At 70.5% G+C, this 23,030-nt stretch carries 19 protein-coding genes; 9 read left to right on the forward strand and 10 right to left on the reverse strand.

The genetic code is table 11. The features are described from left to right. Nucleotides 1-544: 544 nt before the first annotated feature. Genes MT347_RS17685 through MT347_RS17695 form a run of 3 tightly spaced genes read right to left on the reverse strand, consistent with a single transcriptional unit; the run spans nt 545 to nt 3,860 of the window. Complete coding sequence (locus MT347_RS17685) at nt 545-1,879, reverse strand: glycosyltransferase family 2 protein (RefSeq protein WP_243502658.1); 1,335 nt, start codon at nt 1,877-1,879, stop codon at nt 545-547. Beyond that, entirely contained in the window at nt 1,876-2,871 is a 996-nt protein-coding gene (locus tag MT347_RS17690; RefSeq protein WP_243502659.1) for a hypothetical protein, read from the reverse strand. The genes MT347_RS17685 and MT347_RS17690 overlap by 4 nt, the downstream gene beginning before the upstream one ends. Beyond that, nucleotides 2,868-3,860 (reverse strand): WcbI family polysaccharide biosynthesis putative acetyltransferase, encoded by a 993-nt coding sequence (locus MT347_RS17695; RefSeq protein ID WP_243502660.1) that lies wholly within the window; start codon nt 3,858-3,860, stop codon nt 2,868-2,870. The genes MT347_RS17690 and MT347_RS17695 overlap by 4 nt, the downstream gene beginning before the upstream one ends. A gap of 104 nt (nt 3,861-3,964) precedes the next feature. Between MT347_RS17695 and MT347_RS18505 the strand changes: the two genes are divergently transcribed. From MT347_RS18505 to MT347_RS17715, 4 genes are read left to right on the forward strand one after another with little or no spacing between them, the layout of a single operon-like run. After that, complete coding sequence (locus MT347_RS18505; RefSeq protein ID WP_243502661.1) at nt 3,965-5,017, forward strand: glycosyltransferase; 1,053 nt, start codon at nt 3,965-3,967, stop codon at nt 5,015-5,017. Next, nucleotides 5,014-6,150 carry a glycosyltransferase gene (locus MT347_RS17705; protein WP_243502662.1) on the forward strand — a complete coding sequence of 379 codons (1,137 nt, stop codon included), beginning with the start codon at nt 5,014-5,016 and terminating at the stop codon, nt 6,148-6,150. The genes MT347_RS18505 and MT347_RS17705 overlap by 4 nt, the downstream gene beginning before the upstream one ends. After that, nucleotides 6,147-7,151: a hypothetical protein gene (locus MT347_RS17710; RefSeq protein WP_243502663.1), complete on the forward strand. Its 1,005-nt coding sequence runs from the start codon at nt 6,147-6,149 to the stop codon at nt 7,149-7,151. Before MT347_RS17705 ends, MT347_RS17710 begins: the two co-directional genes overlap by 4 nt. Then, nucleotides 7,148-7,960, forward strand: coding sequence for a galactosyltransferase-related protein (locus MT347_RS17715; protein ID WP_243502664.1), 813 nt, complete (start codon nt 7,148-7,150; stop codon nt 7,958-7,960). The genes MT347_RS17710 and MT347_RS17715 overlap by 4 nt, the downstream gene beginning before the upstream one ends. A gap of 46 nt (nt 7,961-8,006) precedes the next feature. Here MT347_RS17715 and MT347_RS17720 read toward each other — a convergent pair whose 3' ends face one another. From MT347_RS17720 to MT347_RS17735, 4 genes are all read right to left on the reverse strand, one after another. After that, nucleotides 8,007-9,689 (reverse strand): glycoside hydrolase family 13 protein, encoded by a 1,683-nt coding sequence (locus MT347_RS17720; protein ID WP_243502665.1) that lies wholly within the window; start codon nt 9,687-9,689, stop codon nt 8,007-8,009. 34 nt (nt 9,690-9,723) lie between these two features. Then, nucleotides 9,724-10,545, reverse strand: a complete 822-nt coding sequence (locus MT347_RS17725; RefSeq protein WP_243502675.1) for a carbohydrate ABC transporter permease — start codon at nt 10,543-10,545, stop codon at nt 9,724-9,726. 101 nt (nt 10,546-10,646) lie between these two features. Beyond that, nucleotides 10,647-11,561, reverse strand: a complete 915-nt coding sequence (locus MT347_RS17730) for a carbohydrate ABC transporter permease (protein ID WP_243502666.1) — start codon at nt 11,559-11,561, stop codon at nt 10,647-10,649. Further along, nucleotides 11,558-12,871, reverse strand: a complete 1,314-nt coding sequence (locus MT347_RS17735) for an ABC transporter substrate-binding protein (RefSeq protein WP_374206552.1) — start codon at nt 12,869-12,871, stop codon at nt 11,558-11,560. Before MT347_RS17735 ends, MT347_RS17730 begins: the two co-directional genes overlap by 4 nt. Before the next feature lie 114 nt (nt 12,872-12,985). Here MT347_RS17735 and MT347_RS17740 point away from each other — a divergent pair, with 114 nt between their 5' ends. Then, complete coding sequence (locus MT347_RS17740; protein WP_243502667.1) at nt 12,986-14,212, forward strand: ROK family protein; 1,227 nt, start codon at nt 12,986-12,988, stop codon at nt 14,210-14,212. Nucleotides 14,213-14,391: 179 nt separating this feature from the next. Next, the gene (locus tag MT347_RS17745) at nt 14,392-15,675 is read left to right on the forward strand and encodes an alpha-amylase family glycosyl hydrolase (protein ID WP_243502668.1); all 1,284 of its coding nucleotides are present in this window, start codon (nt 14,392-14,394) and stop codon (nt 15,673-15,675) included. A gap of 134 nt (nt 15,676-15,809) precedes the next feature. Here MT347_RS17745 and MT347_RS17750 read toward each other — a convergent pair whose 3' ends face one another. Both MT347_RS17750 and MT347_RS17755 read right to left on the reverse strand, forming a co-directional pair. Next, nucleotides 15,810-16,460: a response regulator gene (locus tag MT347_RS17750; protein WP_243502669.1), complete on the reverse strand. Its 651-nt coding sequence runs from the start codon at nt 16,458-16,460 to the stop codon at nt 15,810-15,812. After that, the gene (locus MT347_RS17755) at nt 16,457-18,070 is read right to left on the reverse strand and encodes an ATP-binding protein (protein ID WP_243502670.1); all 1,614 of its coding nucleotides are present in this window, start codon (nt 18,068-18,070) and stop codon (nt 16,457-16,459) included. The genes MT347_RS17750 and MT347_RS17755 overlap by 4 nt, the downstream gene beginning before the upstream one ends. A 156-nt stretch (nt 18,071-18,226) precedes the next feature. On the opposite strand from MT347_RS17755, the gene MT347_RS17760 reads away from it, so the two are divergent. The 3 genes from MT347_RS17760 to MT347_RS17770 all read left to right on the forward strand — a co-directional run bounded on the left by MT347_RS17760 (nt 18,227) and on the right by MT347_RS17770 (nt 21,813). Further along, entirely contained in the window at nt 18,227-19,753 is a 1,527-nt protein-coding gene (locus MT347_RS17760) for a CitMHS family transporter (protein ID WP_243502671.1), read from the forward strand. A gap of 151 nt (nt 19,754-19,904) precedes the next feature. After that, the gene (locus tag MT347_RS17765; RefSeq protein ID WP_243502672.1) at nt 19,905-21,131 is read left to right on the forward strand and encodes an acyltransferase; all 1,227 of its coding nucleotides are present in this window, start codon (nt 19,905-19,907) and stop codon (nt 21,129-21,131) included. Nucleotides 21,132-21,252: 121 nt separating this feature from the next. Further along, on the forward strand, nt 21,253-21,813 hold the full coding sequence (locus MT347_RS17770; protein WP_243502673.1) for a flavin reductase family protein: 561 nt from the start codon (nt 21,253-21,255) through the stop codon (nt 21,811-21,813). Between the two features lie 89 nt (nt 21,814-21,902). Here the strand turns inward: MT347_RS17770 and MT347_RS17775 are convergent, their stop codons facing one another. Continuing rightward, nucleotides 21,903-22,790 (reverse strand): DUF808 domain-containing protein, encoded by an 888-nt coding sequence (locus MT347_RS17775; RefSeq protein ID WP_243502674.1) that lies wholly within the window; start codon nt 22,788-22,790, stop codon nt 21,903-21,905. Nucleotides 22,791-23,030 lie beyond the last annotated feature (240 nt).

The following is a 23,030-nucleotide window of genomic DNA, read 5'->3' on the forward strand; positions in this document are numbered from 1 at the left end:
GAAACTGACCAAAGAGAAAACATCATTACTGACGATTCCGAATGCCAACCCCCGGAAGGGCTGGTCTTTGATCCAAAGGAATTTCTCGCAATCCAACAAAAGTCAGACCGACGAGGAATAAATTGGCATTTGACAAGTGCACGCTGTTGAGTTCTCAAGGAACGGACGCACCCACAGGAACGATCTCTCGACCTACCCGCGAGGCAACTTCACTACCTTATACGCCAGATTTCGGCAGTCTGACAGCTTCATTCACCTCCGTGTAAGGAGGCTCAAAGCTGAGGACGTGTGCCGAGTGGCAGGATCCCAACTGTAGACCAGAGAGTTGAAACTCTCAAGTGCTGTTGTTGGGGGTGGTTCGCCGCTTGAGAGGACGCGGGGCCTTTCGGCCGCTCCGCTCTCCCCTGTGGGGCGAACAAGTAATAAGTTACGGGGATCCTGCCGACTCGTCCAATCCTGAGGGCATCCCGGGCGTGTCGCACCCTGAAATCCGCGTAAAACCGGGGTTTCTTCCGGTCTGGTCCGGCTGGAGGGTGAAGCCGCGTCAGGTGAAGCGCTCCGAACTGCCCCACCCTCCTACCCACGCTTCGACGTGGGGCTCATCCCGGAGGACGAGCAGTCCGTCGACGACGACGACCTCGTCGTCGAACCCCGCGGCCGAACCCCACCGTTGCTCGCGACGACGAGCACGACGGGAATCCGCACGCGCCAGGACGATGCCGTCCGCGGCGAGCAGCCGCAACCTGCCAACCGCCCCCTGGCCGAACCGAGCGAGGGCTGCGGCGAGGGGGGCGGCATCCTGCACCACCAGCGCGCGATCGAGACGAAGGATCACTCGCGCGTCGAGACCGGCGCCCTCGGCACCGACGAGAACGCGCGGGTCTGCGCGCACGGGCGAATCGTCCGCGGCGTGCGTCACGACGACGGTTGCGAGGGGGAACGCCGCCAGCAGCGAATCCACGCACACGAACTGCGCCGCGGGCGTGACGGCCGGCGGAAGGTGCACGACGAGGTCGGGCGTCGTCGGGAGCAGTCCCCGAGCGCGGGATCCGTCGACCGGGATCTTCCGCGCAAGGACGAGCGACTGCCGGTTGCCCTCGCGCGCTCTCTCTTCGCCCGTCCGTCCCGCCCAGTCGGGCCCGTCGTGCCAGGCGACCGCGTCCGGTACGTGCGCGAATACGGCCCCGGCCTGCCAGGCGCGGTGCGCCCACTCCCAGTCCTCACCGCCGTACGACGAGAACGACTCGTCGAATCCCCCGAGCTCGGCGAAGAACGTGCGTGAGCAGGCGACGACGGCACTGATCACGTATCGGTACGAGCGGTCGTCGGCGTGGAGGAGGTTCTCGCTGCGCGCGTAGGCCTCGCTCAACCACGCGGGCTCGGGCAGCTCCCGGGAGAGCCCGGCCTCGGCCACCGGCACGTCGGCATCCAGACCCGCCAGATCGGCGTGACGGCGGCGGCCCACCGTCACCGCTTCGGGGAGGAGCGCGGGGAGTCGGGAGAGCCGACGCACGTACTCGGGCTCGGGTGTGGTGTCGGCATCGAGGAAGCAGAGCATGTCACCCGTCGCGGCGGCGGCGCCGAGGTTGCGGGCGGCCGCAGCGCGAAAGCCCCGATCGTCTTGGCGGACCAGACGGACGCCGGCGGGGACGACCGGCTCGGTCGGTGAGCCGTCGTCGGCGACGATGATCTCGAGGCGCCCTGCGTGGTGGTCCTGTCGTCGCAGGGCGAGGAGCGTCCTCGCCAGCTGCTCCGGCTGGTCGAAGTGCGTCACGATGACGCTGACCCGCGGGGGCTCCGGCTGCCGATCGGCGACGAGATCCCAGCGGTTGCCGGGGACCCACGGCATCCGGTCATCACCGGCGCGGCCCGCGCTCATCGCGGGGCCTCCGCCCACCATCGCAGGTAGACACGGGCCGCATCGGCGCGACCGAACGGCACCGGGTCGAGGCCGTGCCACGTGCGTGACTGGTCGTCGCGGGCCGTCGCCACTTCGGCCGCAAGGTCTGCCGGCTCGACCACCAGGAGAGCGCCGGGGCGGAGCTCCGCCATCTCGTCGACGTAGCGATTGCGCACCGCGACAGGCCGGCGACCCCAACCGATCCACGACGCCAACGAACCGGAAGCGGACACGTGCCGATGCGCGATCACGGGCACGGCGACACGGCGCGCCCTCTCGACCATCTCGGCCTCGTCGAGCCACCCCGCCACCTCGACCGCGACGCCGGCGTCGGCCGCGCGACGGACGAAGGTCTCGAGGTCGGCCGCGTGTCCGTCAGAAGCCCGGCCGAGCACCGTCATCCGGTTCAGGCCGGCGGTGACGGTCGCCGCCAGTGCCTCGTCGTGCCCCTTGCCGGGGTAGAAGAACCCGAGCACTCCGACCGCGTCGTCGTGCGGGACGGATGCCGACGGCGCGACAGACTCGACGGGGAGCGGGACGATCGCGACGGGGCCGTTCCAGACCCCCTCTTCGCGCAGGAGGTCCCTCTCGTGCGCGCTGTTGACGGCGACAGCACGGGCCGAACCAACGACGGCGCGATAAAAAGCCTGCCGACGCGGACGATTGCGCTCCCCGTCGGAGGCCTGCGGGACATCGTGCAGCGTCACTGTGAGCGGGTGCCTCTGCGCGACGGAGACCACCACCCGCGCCGCCTCCTCGGGCGACGCCCCCCACAGGCGGTCGGTGACATGCGCGTGGACGGGCGTGCCCGAGCGCAGAGCGGCGAGCGCGTCGAGAGTGCATTGTCTCGTCGCGGGGTGCTGCCGGACCACCTCGGCCGCGATCTCCCGGGCGTAGGCGGCGACGCCGTGCGGGCCCGGGTGCACGAGGAGCACCGGCGCGGTGGCATCCGGAATCGCCGAGGCCGTCATGCGGCGGCCGCCCAGGTGCGAAGCAGAGGCTCCATGCGCGTCACGACGGCCGCGAGCAGGTCAGGACGTTCGGCGTAGTACGCCAGGTGCGCCTCACGAACGATCGCCGCGGGGAGGAGCTCGCCCCCGACGATCCAGTCGGCGCGGGGCGCGGCATCGAGGTTCCACGCGTCGATCACCCACTCCTCCAGCGGCGCGCGTACGCCCGCGAGGATCGGCCGGCCGGGGTCGACGACGCGACCGGGCGCACCGAGGGCCGCGACGACACGCTCGCCGAGCGGAAGGAACAGGGCGTTGCCGGGGTGGTTGACGGTGCGGGCGAGGTCTTCGACGACGGGGGCGAAGAGATCGGATGCGACGATGTCGAGCCCGAGGGCCTCGCGGCGGCGCAGCTCGGCGATCGACGCGTCGGCGATCGCGTGGACGGCGCCGGGCGGTAGCTGGGCGGGAACGAAGGTGCCCGCGGCTTCGGCGACGACGCGGACGTCGTGGTAAGCGACGAGGGGCGGATCCTCCGGGAAGTCCGGCAGACGCAACACGGCTTGGAACGGATGCAGACCCGCGAACCTCACGGCCGGAACGGTCACCGACCGGGCGGCGGCCGGAAGCGCGGCGCGCAGTTGAGCCGTGCCGAGTGCAAGCCCGCGATAGTCATCGCGAATGGGCTGGACGACGAGGAACGCCGCCTCGGCGAGGAGGGCGTGGAGCCGGGCCGCGTCGTCGGCGGTGAGCTCGTGCACGGCGGGGACGCGGATGGCCGGCAGGGCGTCGGAGGCGATCACCAACCGAAGTGATTCTGCTTGGCAATTGCCCACGACCAGGCCGAATTCCGACGGAAGCGGCGCCTCCCCGAAGAATTCGGCGTAGTGCCGACGCCGCGCTATCACCGCGTCGCCGTGGTCCGCAAGGCTCTGCAGCCGCGCCGTCTCGCCACCCATGATGTGAAGGTATCCGTCGGTGTCATCGTCGTCCCAACCGCCCCGTTGCATTGCGATGTGCCTGGCGATGCGGTACGCGCACGCCACGGCCACATCACTGCACGAGGAGGAGAGAGATCGTCGTCACCACCGTTCCCCCGGTTCGCGTCGCCGCCGTGCCTTCGGCCCATCCCTACGTCTCAGCCATCACCGATCCGGTTCGCGTGGTTCGGCTCGCCGACCCGCAGCCCCCGGGCGCGCCGGTCGGCCAATGGTGGCCGCCGCAGGTGCTGCTTCCCGAGTGGCTCGAGGCCCACGTCGACGACTTCGACCTGGTCCACGTGCACTTCGGCATCGAGTCGTACAGCCCGGACGAACTGCGCGCAACGGTGGCGACGCTTCGCCGCATCGGCCGCCCCCTCGTCTACACGGTCCACGACCTCGAGAACCCCCAGCTCACCGCGCAGGAGGATCATCGCGCGGCTCTCTCCGTGCTGGCCGCCGGGGCGGACGCGCTGATCGCGCTGACCGACACCGCCGCCGCCGAGGTGCGGGCGATCGCCCGGCGACCCGTCGACGTCATCGCGCACCCGACCCTGCTCGGAAACGGGTCGCGTCCGCACGGCGACGCCCACGACGCCGTGCGGGTGGGCGTCCACCTGCGCGATCTGCGGCCGAACATCGACGGAGTCGGAACCACCGCCACCCTGGTCCGCGCCGTCGCCGACCTCCGGGCGCACGGTGCGCACATCGAAGCCGTCGTGCGGATGAACGAGCGGGTCCGCGACGCGGAGGCCGCGGCATCCATCGATCGTCTCGCCGAAGGGGTCGACGGCATCACCGTCGAGCGCGGAGCCCGCCTCGACGACGGTGCGCTCGCCTCGTGGCTCGCCGACCTCGACGCGTGCGTGCTCCCCTACCGCCACGGCACCCAGTCGGGGTGGGCCGAGCTCTGCTACGACCTCGCCGTGCCGGTCGTGAGCACCCGCGTCGGACACATCGCCGCGCAACACCCGGGCGACTTCCATTCCTTCGAGGTGGGTGATCCTGTCTCGCTGACCCGGGCCATCGTCGCGGCGACGGGCCCGGCATGGTCGACTCCCGGATCGTCGGCTCGCTCCCTCGAGGTGGAGCGTCGGCGCACACAACGCATCGAGGAGCTCGACGGCGTCCGAGACGCGCATGTCGCCGTGTACCGCCGCGCCCTCTCCGCGGAGGTCGCGGCGTGATCCGCGGGACGCGTCCGCTGCGGGTGCTCGTCGTCGCCCCGTCGCGCTACCCCCTGCGCCAGCCCCACGCCGGCGGTCTCGAGGCGTGCGTGTGGGACCGCGTCCGGTGGCTCCGCGCCCGCGGACACGAGGTCTCGCTGTGTGCCGCCGACGGGTCGGATTTCCTCGGTGACGTGGCGGAATTCCGCCTGCCCGTCCCCGAGTGGACGCGGCCGGAGCACTCGTCGGACACCGAGTATCCGGAGGGGTACGCCGCCGCTGTCGACGCCGCCTACGACGCCGCGCTCGACCGCCTGATGGCCGACCGCCACCTCTACGACGTCGTCGACAACCACAGCCTCAACCCCGCCCCGATCCGCTGGAGTCGCACTGCCGGCATCCCGGTCGTCACCACGCTGCACACCCCGCCCCTCGAGCAGATGTTGGAAGCGGCGTCCGAGGTGCGCGACAGCCCGCACCGCTTCGTCGCCGTGAGCCAAGCGACCGCCCGGGCCTGGTCGGTGGAGGGCGTCGACTCGTTCGTCTTCCCCAACGGCGTCGACACCGACCAGTGGACTCGCGGCGAGGGCGGAACGTCGTGGGTGTGGTCGGGACGCGTCGTTCCCGAGAAGGCGCCCCACCTGGCCATCGAAGCCGCACGCTCGGCCGGCGCGCACATCGTGCTCGCCGGGCGGATCGGCGACGTCGACTACTTCGAGCAGGAGATCGTCCCGCGTCTCGGAGTCCACGCCCGCTACGTCGGTCCGCTGCATCAACCGGATCTGTGCCGTCTGGTGGGGTCGTCGGCCGTCGCGCTGGTCACCCCCATGTGGGAAGAGCCGTTCGGGCTGGTCATCGCCGAAGCCCTCGCCACCGGAACGCCGGTCGCCGCCTTCGACATCGGAGGGGTATCTGAGGTCCTCGCAGGAATGCCGGGAGCGGCGACGGTGATGCCGGGAGACGTCGTGGCCCTGGGGAAGGCGGCGGCGCAGCTCGCGGAGGCCGGGGCTCGTGAGCCGCTCACACGCCTGTGGACGCGCCGAGCAGCCGTTCGTCAGCACTCTCTCGCGGGGCGCTACCGCGAGGTCGAGCGCGTGCTCGCCCATACCGCTCAGCCGGTCGCCGCGCGACGCGTACCCGCGGTGTCGTGGTGATCGGCTGGTACATCCACCATCACGGCTTCGGTCACGTTTCACGGTTCCTGGCCGTGCAGCCGCACCTACGCACGCCCGTGATCGCGTTCTCGTCGATGCCGCGGCCCGCGGGCCTCGCCGCCGACGTGGAGTGGATGACACTGCCCCCGGACGCCGAGTCGTTCGCAGGACCGACGGGGAGGCCGACCGATCCCCGCGACGCCGAGCCCACGGCCCGGGGCCGCCTGCACTGGGCGCCGCTCGGCCACCCCGGGCATCGCGCGCGGCTCGCGACGATCGCGTCGATCGCCGTGGACCGAGCGCTCGAGACATTCGTCGTCGACGTCAGCGCAGAGGTCGTCGCATTCGCGCGTCTGCTCGGTATGCGCACCGTCGCGGTCACGCAGCCGGGTCTGCGGACGGACCCCGCGCACACCCTCGCGTACAACCTCGCGGACAGGATCATCGCGCCCTGGGCCGAGGGGGCCGTCGCCGCCCCGGGCCTCGAGCCGCACGCCGAGCGGGTGTCGTGGACGGGCGGGATCTCCCGCTTCGACGGGCGGGCGTTCTCCAACTCGACCGACCAGCGACGAGTGACCCTGCTCGGCCGCGTGCTCGCGCCAGCCGTTCGCGACGAAAGCGTCGCCCTTCTGACGGATCGCGGATGGCACGTCACCTCGATCGGGCAGGACGACGCCTCGCGCGTGGACGACCCGTGGCCGCTGCTGACGCGCAGCACGGTCGTCGTCAGCGCTGCCGGACAGAACAGCGTCGCCGACCTCGCGGCATCCGCTTCCCGTGCCGTCGTGATCGCGCAGGATCGCCCCTTCGACGAACAGCGCGCGACCGCCGCGGCCCTCGATTCGTGGAGTCTGGCGCGGCGGGCCGACGAGACCGTTTCGCCCCGCGACCTGGTCGATCTCATCGAACGGGCGTCCCACGACACCCCGCAGTGGGCGCGGTGGCGGGTCGCCGGCGCGGCCGGGCGCATGGCCGCGGCCGTCGAGGGGAGACTGCCGTGAAGACCGCGGTGATCACCGTCGCCTCGGCTGCCCGTCGCGAGCACCTCGACCGCCAGCGGCGCGTGCTCGCCGAGGTGGCGGACGACATCGTGAGGGTGGAGGCGTGGCTCGATGAGGCGCCGCCGGAGGGCACCCGGGATGCGGGGACGATCACCGCGCACGTGCCACCCGGGCCGCACGGGTTGCGTGTCGGCGCGGGGCGCAACCGCGCAGCGGAGGCGGCGATGGGCGCGGGCGCGGACCTGCTCGTGTTCCTCGACGTCGATTGCCTGCCCGGGCCCGAGCTGCTTCCGAGATACCGCGCCGCGATCGCGGCGCACCCGGAGACACTGCTGACCGGCCCGGTGACCTACCTCGCGAGCGTCCAACGTCCGCGAAACGCTGCCGACCTGCCCTTCCTCACCCGTCCGCACCGGGCGCGGCCGGTGCTGCCCGTCGGAGAAACCCGCGGGGCGTCGGCGGCGGAGTACGACCTGTTCTGGTCCCTATCGTTCGCCGTCACCCCGGCGACCTGGAACCGCATCGGCGGCTTCCACCCCGCCTACGAGGGCTACGGCGCGGAGGACACCGACCTCGCGTGGACGGCCCGAGAGCGGGGCGTCGAGATGCGATGGGTCGGCGGCGCGGATGCCTACCACCAGTGGCATCCGGTCTCTTCTCCCCCGTGGCAGCACCTCGACGACATCCTGCGCAACGGGGCCACCTTCCACGAGCGGTGGGGCGTGTGGCCGATGGGCGGATGGATCGAGGCGTTCGCCGCGACGGGGGCGATCGAGCGTCGGGACGACGGCTGGGTGCGGGTGCGCTGACCCGGACAGAACCCCGGCGCACGCAGCACCGGGGTTCTGGGAAGGGTCAGGCGCGGCGGAGCCAGACCGTCGTCTCCGCCGGCAACAGGTCGCCCTCGAACGCGGTGCTCGACAGCAGCACCTCGCCCGCGGGGAGCCCGGCCGGCTCGCTGCCGAAGTTCGTCACGACCGTCCAGCCGTTCGGACGTGCGAAGGCCACCACGTCATCGCGGCCCGCATCGATCCACTGCAACTGCTCCGCGGTCTGCAGTTCGTGCCTCAGCGCGAGCGCACGGCGGTACAGCGACAGGGTCGAAGCCGGGTCACCGTCCTGCACGTCGACCGCGTAGGTGGCGAACCACTCCGGCTGCGGCAGGTGCGCGCGCGTCGAGCCGAAACCGAAGGCGGGACCGTCCTGGGTCCACGGCAGGGGCACACGGCATCCGTCACGGCCCATGTCGATGCCGGGGCTGCGGAAGAACGTGGGGTCCTGACGGTCGGCGTCGGGGATCTCGGCCACCTCGTGCAGGCCGAGTTCCTCGCCCTGGTAAAGGTACGCGGACCCCGGCAGCCCGAGCACGAACAGCTCGGCCGCGCGGGCGCGCCGCTCGCCGCGGGCGGCGTCGAGCGTCGGCGACTGGCCGCCCGAGAGCAGCCACTCGTTGCCGTGCTTGAGGGTGGGGCGCCCGTCGGCGTCGCGCTCGGCGTCGGGGAGGCCGTAGCGCGTGGCGTGGCGGACGACGTCGTGGTTCGACAGCACCCACGTGGTCGACGAGCCGGATTCCGCGGCCAGCGCGAGGTTGTCGGCCACGATGCGTCGGAACTGGCCCGCATCGAAATCGGCCTCGAGCAGATCGAAGTTGAACGCCTGGCCGAGGCTCTCGGCGCTGGCGTACAGCGGCACACGGGAGGGGTGCACCCACGCCTCGGCGACGGCGGTGCGCGGCGGGTCGTACGTGTTGAAGACCGCACGCCACTCGGCGTAGACCTCGTGCACGTCGTCGCGGTCGATCGTCGGGTGGTTGCCGTCGTGCGCCATGGCCTCGAGCTCGGCGCGGGAAGGCAACGGCTCGCTCAGATCTTTGGTGAGCATGTGCGCCACGTCGATGCGGAACCCGTCGACCCCGCGGTCGCTCCAGAAACGCAGGGTGGTGAGGAAGTCGTCGCGCACCTCGCGGTTGTCCCAGTTGAGATCGGGCTGCGAGACGTCGAAGTTGTGGAAGTACCACTGCCCGTCGTCGACGCGCTCCCACGCCGATCCACCGAAGACCGACACCCAGTCGGTGGGCGGTTCGGCGCCGTCGACGCCTGTCCCCTCACGGAAGATGTACCGCTCGCGCGCGGCCGAACCGCGGCCGGCGGCCAAGGCCTCCTGGAACCAGGCGTGCTGGTCGGAGGTGTGGTTCGGCACGATGTCGACGACGACCCGGATGCCGTGGGCGTGGAGCTGCGCGATGAGCTCGTCCATGTCGGCCAGGGTCCCGAGCTTGGGGTCGACGTCGCGGTAATCGGCGACGTCGTAGCCGCCGTCCTTGAGCTCGGACGGGTAGAACGGGCTGAGCCAGATGGCATCCACTCCCAGTTCCGCCAGATAGGGCGCGCGCGAGGTGATGCCCCGGATGTCGCCCAGGCCGTCGCCGTCGGTGTCGGCGAAGCTGCGGGGATACACCTGATAGACCACGGCCTGGCGCCACCAGTCGGGGGCGTCGGACAGTTCACGAGTGCGGACGGAGGGGGATGCGGTCGTCACGAAGCGAATTCCTTTCGAGGGGAGGGTGGAGGGGTCAGCCCTTGATGGCGCCCTGGGTCACGCCCGCCATCACCCAGCGCTGCGTGAACAGGTAGGCGACGATGGCGGGAGCCATGGCCATGAGGTAGGAGGCGAAGGCGACGTTGTAGTTGTTGCTGAACTGCGTCTGGAACAGGTTCTGGCGCACCGGCAGCGTCTGCAGCGCCGGATCGCTGATGATGAGCGAGGGCATCATGAAGTCGTTCCAGGCGTAGAGGAAGGCGAAGATGCCGACCGTGGCGCTCATGGGCGCCAGCAGCGGGAAGATGAGCTGCCAGAACGTCTGCCAGGTGGTCGCGCCGTCGATGCGCGCGCTCTCCTCGAGCTCCAGCGGGATCGAACGCAGGAACGCCGTGAAGAGCAGCACGCTGAAGCTCAGCTGGAACATCGTGGCGAGGATGATCACGCCCACGGGGTTGTCGAGCCCCACGCGGCCGGTCAACTGGATCTGCGGCAGGGCCACCACGGGGAACGGGATGAACATCGCCGCGAGCAGGTAGAAGAACGAGTAGCGGAACAGCTTGCGATCCCAGTTGCGGGCGATCGCGTAGGAGGCGAAGGCCGCGAGGATGATGGTCGCCGCGACCGTGCCGGCGGTGACCAGCAGCGAGATCGCGAGCCCCACTGGGAACCTCGTCAGCGTCCACGCCTGCACGAACCCGTCGAAACTGATCGGCGAGGGGAACGAGAAGGCATTGCCGTCGACGACCTGGGTACCGCTCTTCAGCGCCATCGAGACGGTGACGTACAGCGGCAGCAGCACGGTGAGGGAGCACAGAACGAGGATGGTCGTCGTCGACCAATTGATGCGTTCCATGCCGACGCGGCGGAAGCGGCGCCGCGGCGGCTCGCTTTCCTGGCGGTCGGGAATGGCCAGTTCGGCCTGCTCGAAGGCGAGCGCGGGCTGATTGAGAGCGGTCATGACAGGGTATTCCTTCCCCGGGTCAGCGAGAGCTGGAGGAGCGAGATGACGATGGCGACGACGAAGAAGAGCGCCGCGTTCGCCATCTGATACGCGTAGTCGCCGCCGTTGAAGCCGAGGATGATCGACATCGCGACGCTGCGGGTCGCGGTACCCGGTCCTCCACCGGTGAGGCCGACGATGATGTCGTAGGCGTTGAGGAAGCCCTTGAAGCCCAGGATGATGTTGATGACGACGTACCCCGCCACCAGCGGGAGAGTGATGCGCAGCAACTGCTGCGCCTTGCTGGCCCCGTCGAGGCCGGCCGCCTCGTAGACGTCACCGGGAACCGACAGCAACCCCGCGATGTAGATGAGCAGCGTGCCGGGGATCGCCTGCCAAGCGGTGACGATGACGATCGCCACCCACGCGAGGTCGGGGTTCGCCAGCAGACTCGTCTCGAGCCACGGGATGCCGATCGCGGCTCCCGCCTCGGGGACGGAGTTGCTGAAGAGGAAGTTGAAGACGTACGCGATGATGATGCCCGAGATCACCATCGGGATGACGAACACCGTGCGCAGGGCCTTCTTGAAGCGGATCTGCGAGGTCAGTCCCACCGCCAGCAGGAACGCCGCGACGTTGACGACCAGCACCGTCGCGACCGAGAAGCCGAAGGTGAACAGGTAGCTCTGCAGGATGGCGGGGTCGCTGAAGATGGCGATGTAGTTCGTCAGCCCGGTGAAGTTCCACTCGCCGAGGCCGATCGAGTCGGTGAAGCTGAAGAAGATGCCGATGATCCCCGGCACCGTGATGGCGAGCGTGAACAGGATGAGCGTCGGCAGCAGGAAGACGTAGTAGATCGGCTCGACGCGGCGGGTGCTGCGGCGCGCGGCCGCCTTCCCCCCGGTGACGATGGTGGTCGTGGTGCTCATCGCGCGTCCTCCTCGACGGCTGCGTCAGTGGTCGAGGCGGGCGGCTGCCGGAAGGCGAGCCGCGACCAGTCCTCGTCCATGGTGCGCAGGGTGCTCTCGGGGGAGGCCCCGAAGATCATCGCCTGGGCGTAGTTGAAGGTGGGGATGGTCTTGGGCACGAGAACCGAGGCGCCCTGGTAGATGCGCCCCTCGTCGTAGTAGGGGATCATTCCGGCGACGCGCGGGTCGCTCGGCGACGGTGCGTCCTTCGTCGGCGAGAAGCCGAGCTGCGACTCGTTGTACGCCTCGATGATCTCGGGCTGGTACAGGTACTCGAGGAAATCGCGGGCGGCATCCTTGTGTCGGGATGCCTCGGGGATGATCGCCGCGAGGTCCATGTTGACGCGGACGGCCAGGTCGTCGGGGTCGTCGGTCATCGGGAGCGGGAAGGTGCCGACGGGGAGGTCGGGCGCCGTCTTCGCGATCTCCCCCAGAGCCCAGGGGCCCTGCAGGTACATCCCCGCCTCGCCCTGCGCGAAGGCGAGGTTGCCGTCGCCGTAGGCCCGGCTCTCGGCATCCGCGTTCGTGTAGTTCTGCGCGAGCTGCATCATGCGATCCATGGGCTCGGTGAAGTCCTTCGCGAACGACACGGCGGAGTCGGCGCCGACCTGATCGCCTTCGGCGGCGAGCCCGTCGAAGAAGTCGAGCACGTCCAGCGAGCCACCCACCGAGTAGTCGTACCAGCCCTGCGCCACGGTCCAGTCGTCTTTGAAGGTGCCGTAGAAGGGCGTGACGCCGTTCTGCTTCAGGGAGTCGGCGACCTGGAGCAGCTCGTCGTAGGTCGTGGGCACCGTGAGTCCCAGCTGCTCGAAGATCTGCTTGTTGTAGATGACGGATGCCGCCATCACCGAATACGGGAGCGCGCTGGTGCGCCCCTCGCACGAGCCGTACTGGTCGAGGAGCGGCTGCAGGTCGTCGCGGACGCTCGCGGCGGCATCGGTGCCGCTGAGGTCGCTGAGCGCGCAGCGCTGCACGAAGCGGGCGACCTCGTAGTTGTAGTTCGCCAGCATGATGTCGGGCGGGTTGCCGCGGACGAAGCTCGCCGAGACCACGTCGACGCCCGAGCTGTCCATCTCGACGCGGACGCGGTCCTGCGAGGCGTTGTACTGCGCGACCACGTCGTTCATGAACGACAGGGCCTCGCGTTTGCTGAACGTGAAGCGGATGGTCTCCCGCCCATCGGCCGAGCACCCGGCGAGCATGGCCGCCCCGAGCACCCCCACCGCTGCCGCTGCGACCCATCTCCGGGCCGCCCTGGTCTTCGTCGACACCTGTGTCCTCCTCCGCCGCACTGCGAATATGTTGTGTCGGTGAGTAAATCTACTCGCCAAATCAATGTCGTGCAGGCAGTATTGCATCGACAGCGAGAGGGGTCAAGAGTGACGATGGATGCCACGCCGACGACTCCGTCGCTGCGCCGCCACAACCTCGACGCGGTGCTCGCGTACGCGTGGGAGGCCGAGGCGTTCACCGCCAGCGACGTGATCGCGGCGGTGGGCCTGACCCGCTCGACGGCGATCGACGTGCTCGGCGAGCTGTCTGCGCGTGGGCTGCTGGCCGAGATGCCCAACGCCCGCGCGGTCGGCGAATACTCCAAGGGACGCCCCGCGCGCCGATTCGCGTTCCGACCCGAAGCAGGGGTCGTGGTCGGAGTCGACGCCGGTCGAGGCCACCTCACCGCCACCGTCGCCGACCTGCGGGGCGAGGCGCTCGCGACCTCGCGGCTGACGGTCGACCCCGAGCTCGACTCCCCCGAACGCCGCCGCCGCGCCGCCGAGGCGACGGTCGAGGCCACCCTCAAGCGCGCCCACCGATCCCCCGCCGAGCTGGTCGCCGTGTGCGTCGGGGTCCCCGCGCCGGTCGATCGGGCGGGACGATCACCCGTGCACCACGACGGGTTCTGGGCACGCATGAACCCCGACTTCGTCGACACCTTCACCGCGTGGGCACCGTTGGTGCGCGTCGACAACGACGCCACCCTCGCCGCCGTCGCCGAGCGCGCGCACGGCGCCGCCGTGGGGTGCGACGACTTCGTCGCCCTGCTGGCGGGAGAACGCTTCGGCGCGGGCATCAGCGTCGACGGGCACCTGCTCCGCGGCAGGCACGGCGGCGCGGGCGAGACGGTGGCCTTCGATCGCGTCGAGGGCGTGGGCAGCGCGTGGGGCCTCGCTCCGCGGTGCGTCGACGCGGCGCGCGCCGCGCTGGCATCCGGTTCGCTCCCGGCCGACAGCGCCCTGCGGGAGGTAGATCCCGCGAGCCTGGACGCCAAGACCGTGCTCGATCTCGCGGCCTCCGGCGACCCCGGCGCTCTCGCCGTCGCGCGCGAGGTGGGCGGAGCCCTCGCGGGAGTGGCGGCGATGTTCGGCAGCCTCTTCGACGTGGAACGAGTGATCGTGTCGGGGGCGATCGCCGCCGGCGCGGGGCCCATCATCGAGGCGGCCATGGACGCGATCCCCGACTCGCTGCACCTTCCACCGCCGCGCATCATCGCCTCGACGCTGGGGGCCGACATCGTCTCGATCGGGGCGGTGGCCGCCGCTGTCGAGTCCGCACGGACGTACGCTCTCGATCTCGACGCCTTCGGCCTGCCGGAGGACCGGGCGCGGGCGTGACCCCGCTCCCGGCGGCGTGCGGACGAACGCACTCGAGAGGGCCGCAGCCGGGCTCCTGTGCGATGGATGGCGGCTTTCGCCGTTCGGGGTCGTGGTCGCAACCCCCGCGGGGTGGGCGCGGTGCGCGGATATCGTCGAAGCATCCCGGCCTTCCGACCCCGCTGGGCCGAGGAGACCCCATGCCCGCGTGGCCCGAGCACGTCATCTGGTGGCACGTCTACCCGCTGGGATTCGTCGACGCCCCCATCCGCGACGGCGTGGATCCGGATGCCGAACCCGTGCACCGCCTGGACCGCTTCGAGCCGTGGCTCGACCACGTGATCGAGCTGGGGCTGAACGGTCTGCTGCTGGGCCCGGTCTTCGCGTCCGAGACCCATGGCTATGACACCGTCGACCACTTCCGCATCGACCCGCGGTTGGGCGACGACGAGGACTTCGACCGTCTCGTCTCGGCCGCCCGAGAGCGCGGCATCCGCATCCTTCTGGACGGTGTCTTCAACCACGTCGGTCGCGGGCACCCGGCCTTCCGCGAGTCGGCGGAGGACGGGCCGCGCCTGTTTCGCGGCCGATGGGCCGACGGCCGATTCGAGGCCGACGTCTTCGAGGGCCACGACGCTCTCGTCGCCCTCGATCACTCCTCCCCCGCCGTCGTCGACCTCGTCGTGGACGTCATGTGCCAGTGGTTCGAACGCGGGATCGACGGGTGGAGATTGGATGCCGCCTACGCGGTGCCGTCCACGTTCTGGGCCGAGGTGCTGCCGCGGGTGCGCGAGCGCTTCCCCGAGGCGTGGTTCCTCGGCGAGGTGATCCACGGCGATGCCGCGGAGATCGTGCAGGAGTCGACGATGGACTCCCTCACGCAGTACGAACTGTGGCAGGGCATCTGGCACGGGATCTCGGACCGCAACCTCTTCGAGCTGAGTCACGCGATCGAGCGCCACGGCGAGCTGTTGGCGACCTTCGTCCCGCAGACCTTCGTCGGCAATCACGACGTCACGCGCATCACGTCGGCGGTGGGCGCCGGGCTCGTGCCGCACGCGCTCGCGGTGCTGTTCACCATCGCGGGCACGCCGTCGGTCTACGCCGGCGACGAATTCGGCTGGACCGGTGTCAAGGAGGAGCGTCTTGGAGGTGACGACGCGGTGCGGCCGGCCTTCCCGGACGGCCCCGACGAGGTCGAGGCCGATCAGCGCATCCTGCAGGCCCACCAGGCGCTGATCGCGCTCCGTCGCCGCAAGCCCTGGCTCTGGCGCGCGCACACCGACGTCATCGAGGTGTCGAACACGGCGGTGGCGCTGCGTACCGCCGTCGGCGACGACGCCGTGGTGGTCGCGCTGAACATCGGCGACGAGCCCGTGTCGCTGCCGGTCGCCGACGGGCGCGGGCTGGTCGCCGGGGAGGGCGCGCCGGCCGACGGTCGGATCGAGCTCGGGCCTCGTGGGTGGGCGGTGCTCGAAGCGTGAGCGCGGCGGGCTGACCCTCGCGCCCGGGCCTGAGCCTGTCGAAGGGACCGGGACCCGCAGCACGCCCGGTGGCTTCGACAAGCTCAGCCACCTCTGCCCCGTGCTGCGTCGAGGAATTGCGCCGCCTGCGCGGATCAGGCGCCGGCGCGGAAGCGATGTTCGGGGCGACCGGTCGAGCCGTACCGCAGGCTCACCTGCACCAGCCCCCGCTCGGCCAGAGCCGTGAGGTGTCGCTGCGCGGTCGCGCGCGAGACGCCCGTGCGTTCGGCCACCTCGGTCGCCGACGCCTCCTCGTCGCCGAGGGCGGCGAGCACCGTCTGCTCCGTCGCCGAGCGGGCCAGGGAGGGTCCCTCGCGTTCTCCGCGCATGACGGATCCCGCGCGATCGATGTCGTCCTGCGACAGGGGCCGGGCGCTGGTGAGCAGGTTGCGATAGCGGGCGTACCGGTCGAGCCGCTCGGCCAGAACGCGGGTGTCGAACGGTTTGACCAGGTAGGCCAGGGCACCAGCGGTGAAGGCGCGGCGCACGGTCGCGGCATCCGTCGCCGCCGACAGCACGAAGGCGTCGACACCGGCCGAGCGAACGAGTTCGACCCCGTCGCCGTCGGGGAGGTACACATCGGCGAGCAGCAGGTCGGGGGTGTGCGCGCCGAGGGCCGCACGGGCCTCCCCGACGGTGCGCGCGGGTTCGAGGGCCACGAAACCGGGGCGGGCCGACACGACATCGCGGTGCAGACCCGCGACGCGGAAGTCGTCGTCGACGACGAGGACGCGGATGTCGCTCATGGGTTCTCCCCCCGCAGGACTCCGGGTAGGCGCGCGGCCACGACGGCACCGCGTCCGTCACCGCCGGGGTCGACGACCCACACGTCTCCCCCGCGGCGTCGGGCGAAATCGCGCGAGAGCGGCAGGCCGATCCCCAGACCGTGCACCGCGGTGGGGTCGTCGTCGCGCTCGCGGGCCGCGAACGCGGCGTCCACGTCGGCGATGCCACCTCCGCTGTCCGACACGGTCAGCACGATGGCGTCGCCGTCGCCGAGCACCGCGACCTCCACCTCGCGGGGTTCGGGAGCGGATGCCGTGGCGGCGACGGCGTTGTCGACGAGGTTCCCGAGCACGGCGACCACATCCTCGACGTCGTCGACGGTGCCGAGGAGGTAGGTGTCGTCGGAGACGCGCAAAGCCACTCCCCGCTCGCGGGCGGCGAGCGCTTTCGCGCCGAGGAAGGACTGCAGCATCGCATCGCCGACGAGTTCGATGCCGGGCACCGCCCAGTCCACGGAGCCCCGGTCGACGAGGTCGGCCAGGAAGGCACGGGCCTCGGCGGTGCGGTCGGCGTCGAGGAGCCCCACCGCCGCGTGCAGGCGGTTGGCGTTCTCGTGTCGCTGCACCCGCAGCGCGTCGCCCATCGCGCGGACGCTGTCGAGACGCCCGGACAGCGCGGCGACGTCGGTGCGGTCGCGGAGGACCGCGACGCGGCCGAGCGTGCGCGATCCCCGACGGACCGGGCGGACGTCGATGAAGACCACGCGGTCGCCCACCGGCAGCCCCGTGCTGGCCCCGGCTCCGGCGAGCGCGGCGGCGACCGCGGGCGCGAGGGCGAGGTCGGAGAGGGGGCGGCCGACGGCATCCGTGATCCCGAGCAGCCGCTCGGCCACCGCGGTGCACACGCGGACGACGCCCGCGTCGTCGAGGGCGAGCACCCCCTCATCGGCGCTCTCGAGCACGGCGGTCTGGGTCTGCACAAGGGCGGCGAGCTCCTCCGGCTGCACGCCGAGCGTCAATCGCTCCAGGCGTCGACGCATGAGCAGCGCCACGAGCGCACCGATCACGACCGCCAGCAGCACGGCCAGCGCGATACCGGCGGTCAACGCGGGCAGGTCGTCGAACACGCTGGCCCGCTCGAAGCCGACGCTCACTTCGCCGACGGGGTCACCGCCGGCGGGCGGATACACGGGAACCTTCGCCCGCGCAGACTCCCCCAGCGTGCCGACCTCCCAGGTCACGACCTCGCGACCGGCGAGCGCGTCGGCGAAGCTCGTGCTCACGACCTGACCGAGGCGGTCGGGGTCGGGGTGAGCCAGACGGATGCCGTGATCGTCGGTGATCACGACGAACAGCCCCTCCGTGCGGTCGGTCACGGCGGCGGCGTACCGCTGGAGCACGCCGTCGCGGAGGTCGGCGGCATCCGGGGTGCCGGGGTCGGCGGAGTAGTCGGCGACGAGGTCGCGCACCTGGGGCGACTCCGCGACCGAGCGCGCGATGTTCAGGGCGGACGAATCGGCCTCGGCCTTGAGCTGCTGCACGCCGAGCCACGCGAAGACCGCGGTGCACACCGCGACGACCGCCACTTGCGTTGCGACCTGGACCACGAGCATCCGGGTGGCGAATCGCATACGCACCTCCGGCTCTCGCTGCGCGAAATGCGCAGAACACACGGTACGCGCATAACCCCGCGCAATGCGAGCAAGCGCGCGCTCGGAGCCACGGCATCCGTAGTGTCACCGAATCGACAGCGCGAGAGCCGCGCCCGTCACGACGAAGGAGTCGCGATGACCCCCCTCATCCTTGCGGCCGAGGCCGCCGAGTACCCGGTGGCGTATACGCCCGCCGATGGTGTGCTCGTGGCCCTCGGTTTCCTCATGGTCCTGTCGTTCATGGCCCTGATCATGACGCGCCGCATGACCCCGATGGTCGCCCTCATCGTCGTCCCGACGATCTTCGGGCTCATCGCCGGCGCAGGCTTCGGCCTGGGCGACATGGTGATCGACGCGATCGGCAAGATGGCGCCGACCGCCGCACTGCTGCTCTTCGCGATCATGTATTTCGGCATCATGATCGACGTCGGCCTCTTCGACCCGCTCATCCGCGTCATCACGCGCTTCCTGGGTGACGACCCCGCCAAGATCGTGCTGGGTACGGCGATCCTCGCCGGCGCCGTGTCGCTCGACGGCGACGGCTCCACCACCTTCATCATCACCACCTCGGCCATGCTGCCGCTGTACCTGCGCCTGGGGATGAGCCCCGTCGTCCTCACCTGCGTCGCGGGCCTGATGAACGGCACGTTGAACATCGTGCCGTGGGGAGGTCCCACCATTCGCGCCGCAACAGCACTGGGACTGCAGCCCACCGACGTCTTCGTGCCCATGATCCCCTCGCTCCTCGCCGGCCTGGTCGTCGCCCTCACCTTCGCCTGGTTCCTGGGCCTGTCCGAGCGCAAGCGCCTCGCCGGCTCGGTCGACACCTCGAGATTCGGCACCCCCGGCGTCTTCGGTCGCCTCGGCGGTCCCGCCCTCGTCCGTGGCGCGGAGCCCAAGCCCGGCGCCGTCGCGTCGCTCCGCACCGGCAACGTCGTCACGGTCCGCGGCGGTCGCGACGCCGTCGCCGCCCCGCAGCTCGTGGACGTCGTCGACACCGCGATGGCCGACACCATGCTCGACCCCAACCGCGCGACGCTGCGCCCGAAGCTCATCTGGTTCAACCTGGCACTCACGCTCGCGGTGATGGTGCTGCTGGTGATGGACATCTTCCCGCTGGCGTTCGTCTTCATGGTCGGAGCCGCCCTCGCCCTGATCGTGAACTTCCCGAAGCTGCGCGGCCAGGCCGACGAGATCGTCGCCCACGCGCCCAGCATCGTCGGCGTCGTGTCGATGGTGCTCGCCGCCGGCGTCCTCGTCGGCGTGCTCAACGGAACCGGAATGGTCACCGCGATGGCCGCGTGGATCACCGAGGTCATCCCGTCGTCGATGGGTCCGTTCCTCGCCGTCATCACCGGCGTGCTGTCGATCCCGTTCACGTTCTTCATGTCGAACGACGCGTTCTACTTCGGCATCCTGCCGGTGCTCGCCGAGAGCGCCGCGAACTACGGCATCGCCCCGGTCGAGATGGCCCGCGCATCGATCACCGGCCAGCCCGTCCACCTGCAGAGCCCGCTGGTCCCGGCGATCCTGCTGCTCGTCTCGCTCGCCGGCGTCAACCTCGGCGACCACCACAAGAAGGTGCTGTGGCGCGCGACGGTCGTCTCGCTCGTCATGCTCGCCGTCGGGGTGCTGGTGGGGGCGGTGCCGCTGCTGGGCTGAGCCCGTCTCGGATGAGGACCCGGATGCCATGGCATCCGGGTCCTTCTCGTCCGATGCGAGCCGGAAGACCCGCGCGGCTACCCGCGCGTTACACGTCCGTGATGCCGAGTCCCTATGCTGACGCCGGGGCCACAGCCGGGGGGAAGACCACATGAACAGCGACGCCACGACGAGCGTGCCGCAGCCGAACACGGGTTCGCGCAGAATCGAGGGCCTCGACGGGCTCCGCGGCGTGGCGGCGATGGTGGTCGTCCTCCTGCATTCGCTACTGCTGTCGGACTCCTTCGTCACCCCCTTCGCCGACCCGCGCCCCACGACCTCACCTGACGAGGCGATGTGGTGGCTGACCCACACGCCCCTCCACCTGCCGTGGGAAGGGTCGGTCGCCGTCTTCGTGTTCTTCGTGCTCAGCGGCTTCGTCCTGTGCCTTCCCGCCCGCCACGCGCGGATCAACTGGCGCGCCTATTACCCGAGTCGCCTCGTACGGCTCTACATCCCCGTCTGGGCCTCGGTAGGCGTGGCGTTGATCTGGATCTACGCGCTCCCCGACCTCGTCGAGGGAAGCCGGTTCCTGCAGATCCACATGGATCCGGTGCCGCTCGGCATCCTGCGCGACCTGATCCTCATCGTCCCGGCGCAGCCGGGGATGACGAACACCGTGCTGTGGTCGTTGAAGTGGGAGATCATCTTCTCGCTGCTGCTGCCGCTGTTCATCCTGTTCGCTGCCAAGTGGCGCCGCGGCCTCGCTCTCAAGGTCGTCTTCGTCCTGGCGCTGTTGATCGTCGGTGCGTACGAGGGACCGATCGAGCGCCCCTACGCGCTCGGCGTCCTCTTCCAGCTGCCCATCTTCGCGCTCGGCTGCCTCATCGCCTTCGAATGGGACCGGCTGACGGCGCTCCGCGACCGGCTGCGCAACCCCACGCCGGTCTTCGCCTGGCTGGGCGTCCTGACCGTTCTGCTCATCACCAGCTACTGGATGGTGTTCGCGCTCCCGCTCAGCGAGGGCGTCCTCGGCCTCGTCGCACCGATGACCCGGGTGCTGCAGGTGCTCGGGGCCGCGCTCCTCGTCATCCTCGTCATCCTCTCGCCGGGCCTGGGCGCCGCCCTCAGCGTGCGACCGCTGCGCTGGTTGGGCACGCGGTCGTTCAGCCTCTACCTCGTGCACGAGCCGATGATCGTGGCGTTCGGTCGGTTGCTGCCCGAGTCCATCAACCCCCTGTTCCTCTCGCCCATCGTGATCGTCGTCGCACTCGGGCTGGCGGAGGTCTTCTTCCGCCTCGTCGAACGGCCCAGCCACCGCCTCGCGCGACGGGTCGCCCGCCGGTTCGGGTCACCCAAGACGCCCCGGCCGAAGGTCGCCGAGGTCGAGTCGGCCTGATCCGGGCCGTCGCCCCGCGCCCGCGGATCGACCGCACCCCGACACCCCGCAGCAGGAGCCGCGTTTCATCGTGTTGCGCCATCCCGCGCTGTTTCGTCCGGGAGCGCCTACCGTCGTAGGTATGAGCTCGCTTGCACACGGGACCCCCGACAGCACTCCCGCCATCGGCACGTCGGTGTCGGCCGACGATTTCAAGCGCGCGTTCCGCGGTCACCCGGGCGGGATCGCGGTCATCACGGCGTACGGCGAGAACGGCCCCGTGGCCCTCACCGCGTCGTCGGTGTCGTCGGTGAGCGCCGATCCGCCGCTGCTCATCTTCTCGGTGTCGGCGATGTCGTCGGCGACACCGACGATCATCGCGGCCGACACGATCATCGTGCACCTGCTCGACGCCGAAGACATCTCGCTCGCCCGCGCGGGGGCGACCAGCGGCCTCGACCGCTTCGCCGACACCTCCGCGTGGTCGCGCCTCGCGACCGGCGAACCCGTCTATCACGGCGTCCGCGCGTGGCTGCGGTGCAAGGTCGTCAGCCGCATGGATGCCGGCGGCTCGACCGTCATCGCCGCTCAGGCGCTGCAGGTCGACGTCGAACGCGACCTCGAGCCCGGCGAGGCGGGTGCGGCGCTGGTGTACTACAACCGCGCGTGGCACCGCCTCGGCGAGCACTCGCTGCTCGACTGACCCGGGCGTGCGCGAGGCGCCGGGCACCGCCTCGGCGAGCACTCGCTGCTCGTCTGACCCGGGCGTGCGCGAGGCGCTGGGCACCGCACTCAGTGGGCGGCGGCAGCGCCCCGGCGGGTCAGGCGCGAGATGCCCGTCACCACGCCCACGATGATGAGCCCCAGCGCGAGGCCGAACACCGCCGAGATCGCCGTCTCGACGATCCAGACCACGACCGGTCCTGCCGCCTCGATGGCGTGCGTCACGACGTGCACGAGGTCGTACGGGCCCGACCAGAACGTCTCGGCGAGGTTCTGCAGCACGAGGTGCCCGCCGACCCACAGCATGGCGACCGTCCCGATGATGCTGATCACGCGGAACACCGCGGGCATGGATGCCACGATGCGCACCCCGAACCGGCGGACTCCGCGCGACGGGCTCTTCATCAGGCGCAGGCCCATGTCGTCGAGCTTGACCAGCAGCGCCACCGCGCCGTAGACGACGACCGTCATGGTCAGGCCGATGACGAGAAGCGCGCCCAGCGTCATCCAGATGCCGAAGTCGGGGTCGAGGCCCGAGAGGGCGATCAGCATGATCTCGGTGCTGAGGATGAGATCGGTGCGCACCGCGCCCAGCACGAGCTTCTTCTCGTCGCGCTGGCCGTCGTCGTGCGCGCCGTGGTGCACGCCGAACCACTCGAGAACTTTCTCGGCCCCCTCGAAGCAGAGGAAGCAGCCACCGATGATCAGCAGGTACGGCAGCACCCACGGCGCGAAGGCCGTCAGCAGCAGCGCGATCGGGATGATGATGACGAACTTGTTGACGATGCTGCCGAGGGCGATCTTCCACACCACCGGCAGCTCGCGAGCAGGCGTGAGGCCCTGTACGTATTGAGGGGTGACGGCGGCATCGTCGATGACCACACCCGCGGTCTTGGCGCTGGCCTTCATGGCCGCACTGAGGATGTCATCGACGACGGCGAGCAGACCGACCGACATGTGCGCTTCTTCCGGGGGTGAGGGATGCGGCGCATGTACGCCGCGGGACAACGCTAGCGGGTGCTCGACCGGGCGGCGGCGGGTGGGAGCCGCGGCGAGGGGAGGAGCGGCGTGTGGGAGCCGCGGCGAGGGGAGGAGATTCGGCCGGCGGAGGAGAAATCCCAGGGCGGTCTCATTGGGTCAGTGCAACACCCTGATTGAGGGGCGTGGCTGTGTTCAGCGTTTTGCGGAGTGTGAAGC

Origin of the sequence: Microbacterium sp. VKM Ac-2923 (genome assembly GCF_022815605.1) — a bacterium.
GTDB lineage: Bacteria > Actinomycetota > Actinomycetes > Actinomycetales > Microbacteriaceae > Microbacterium.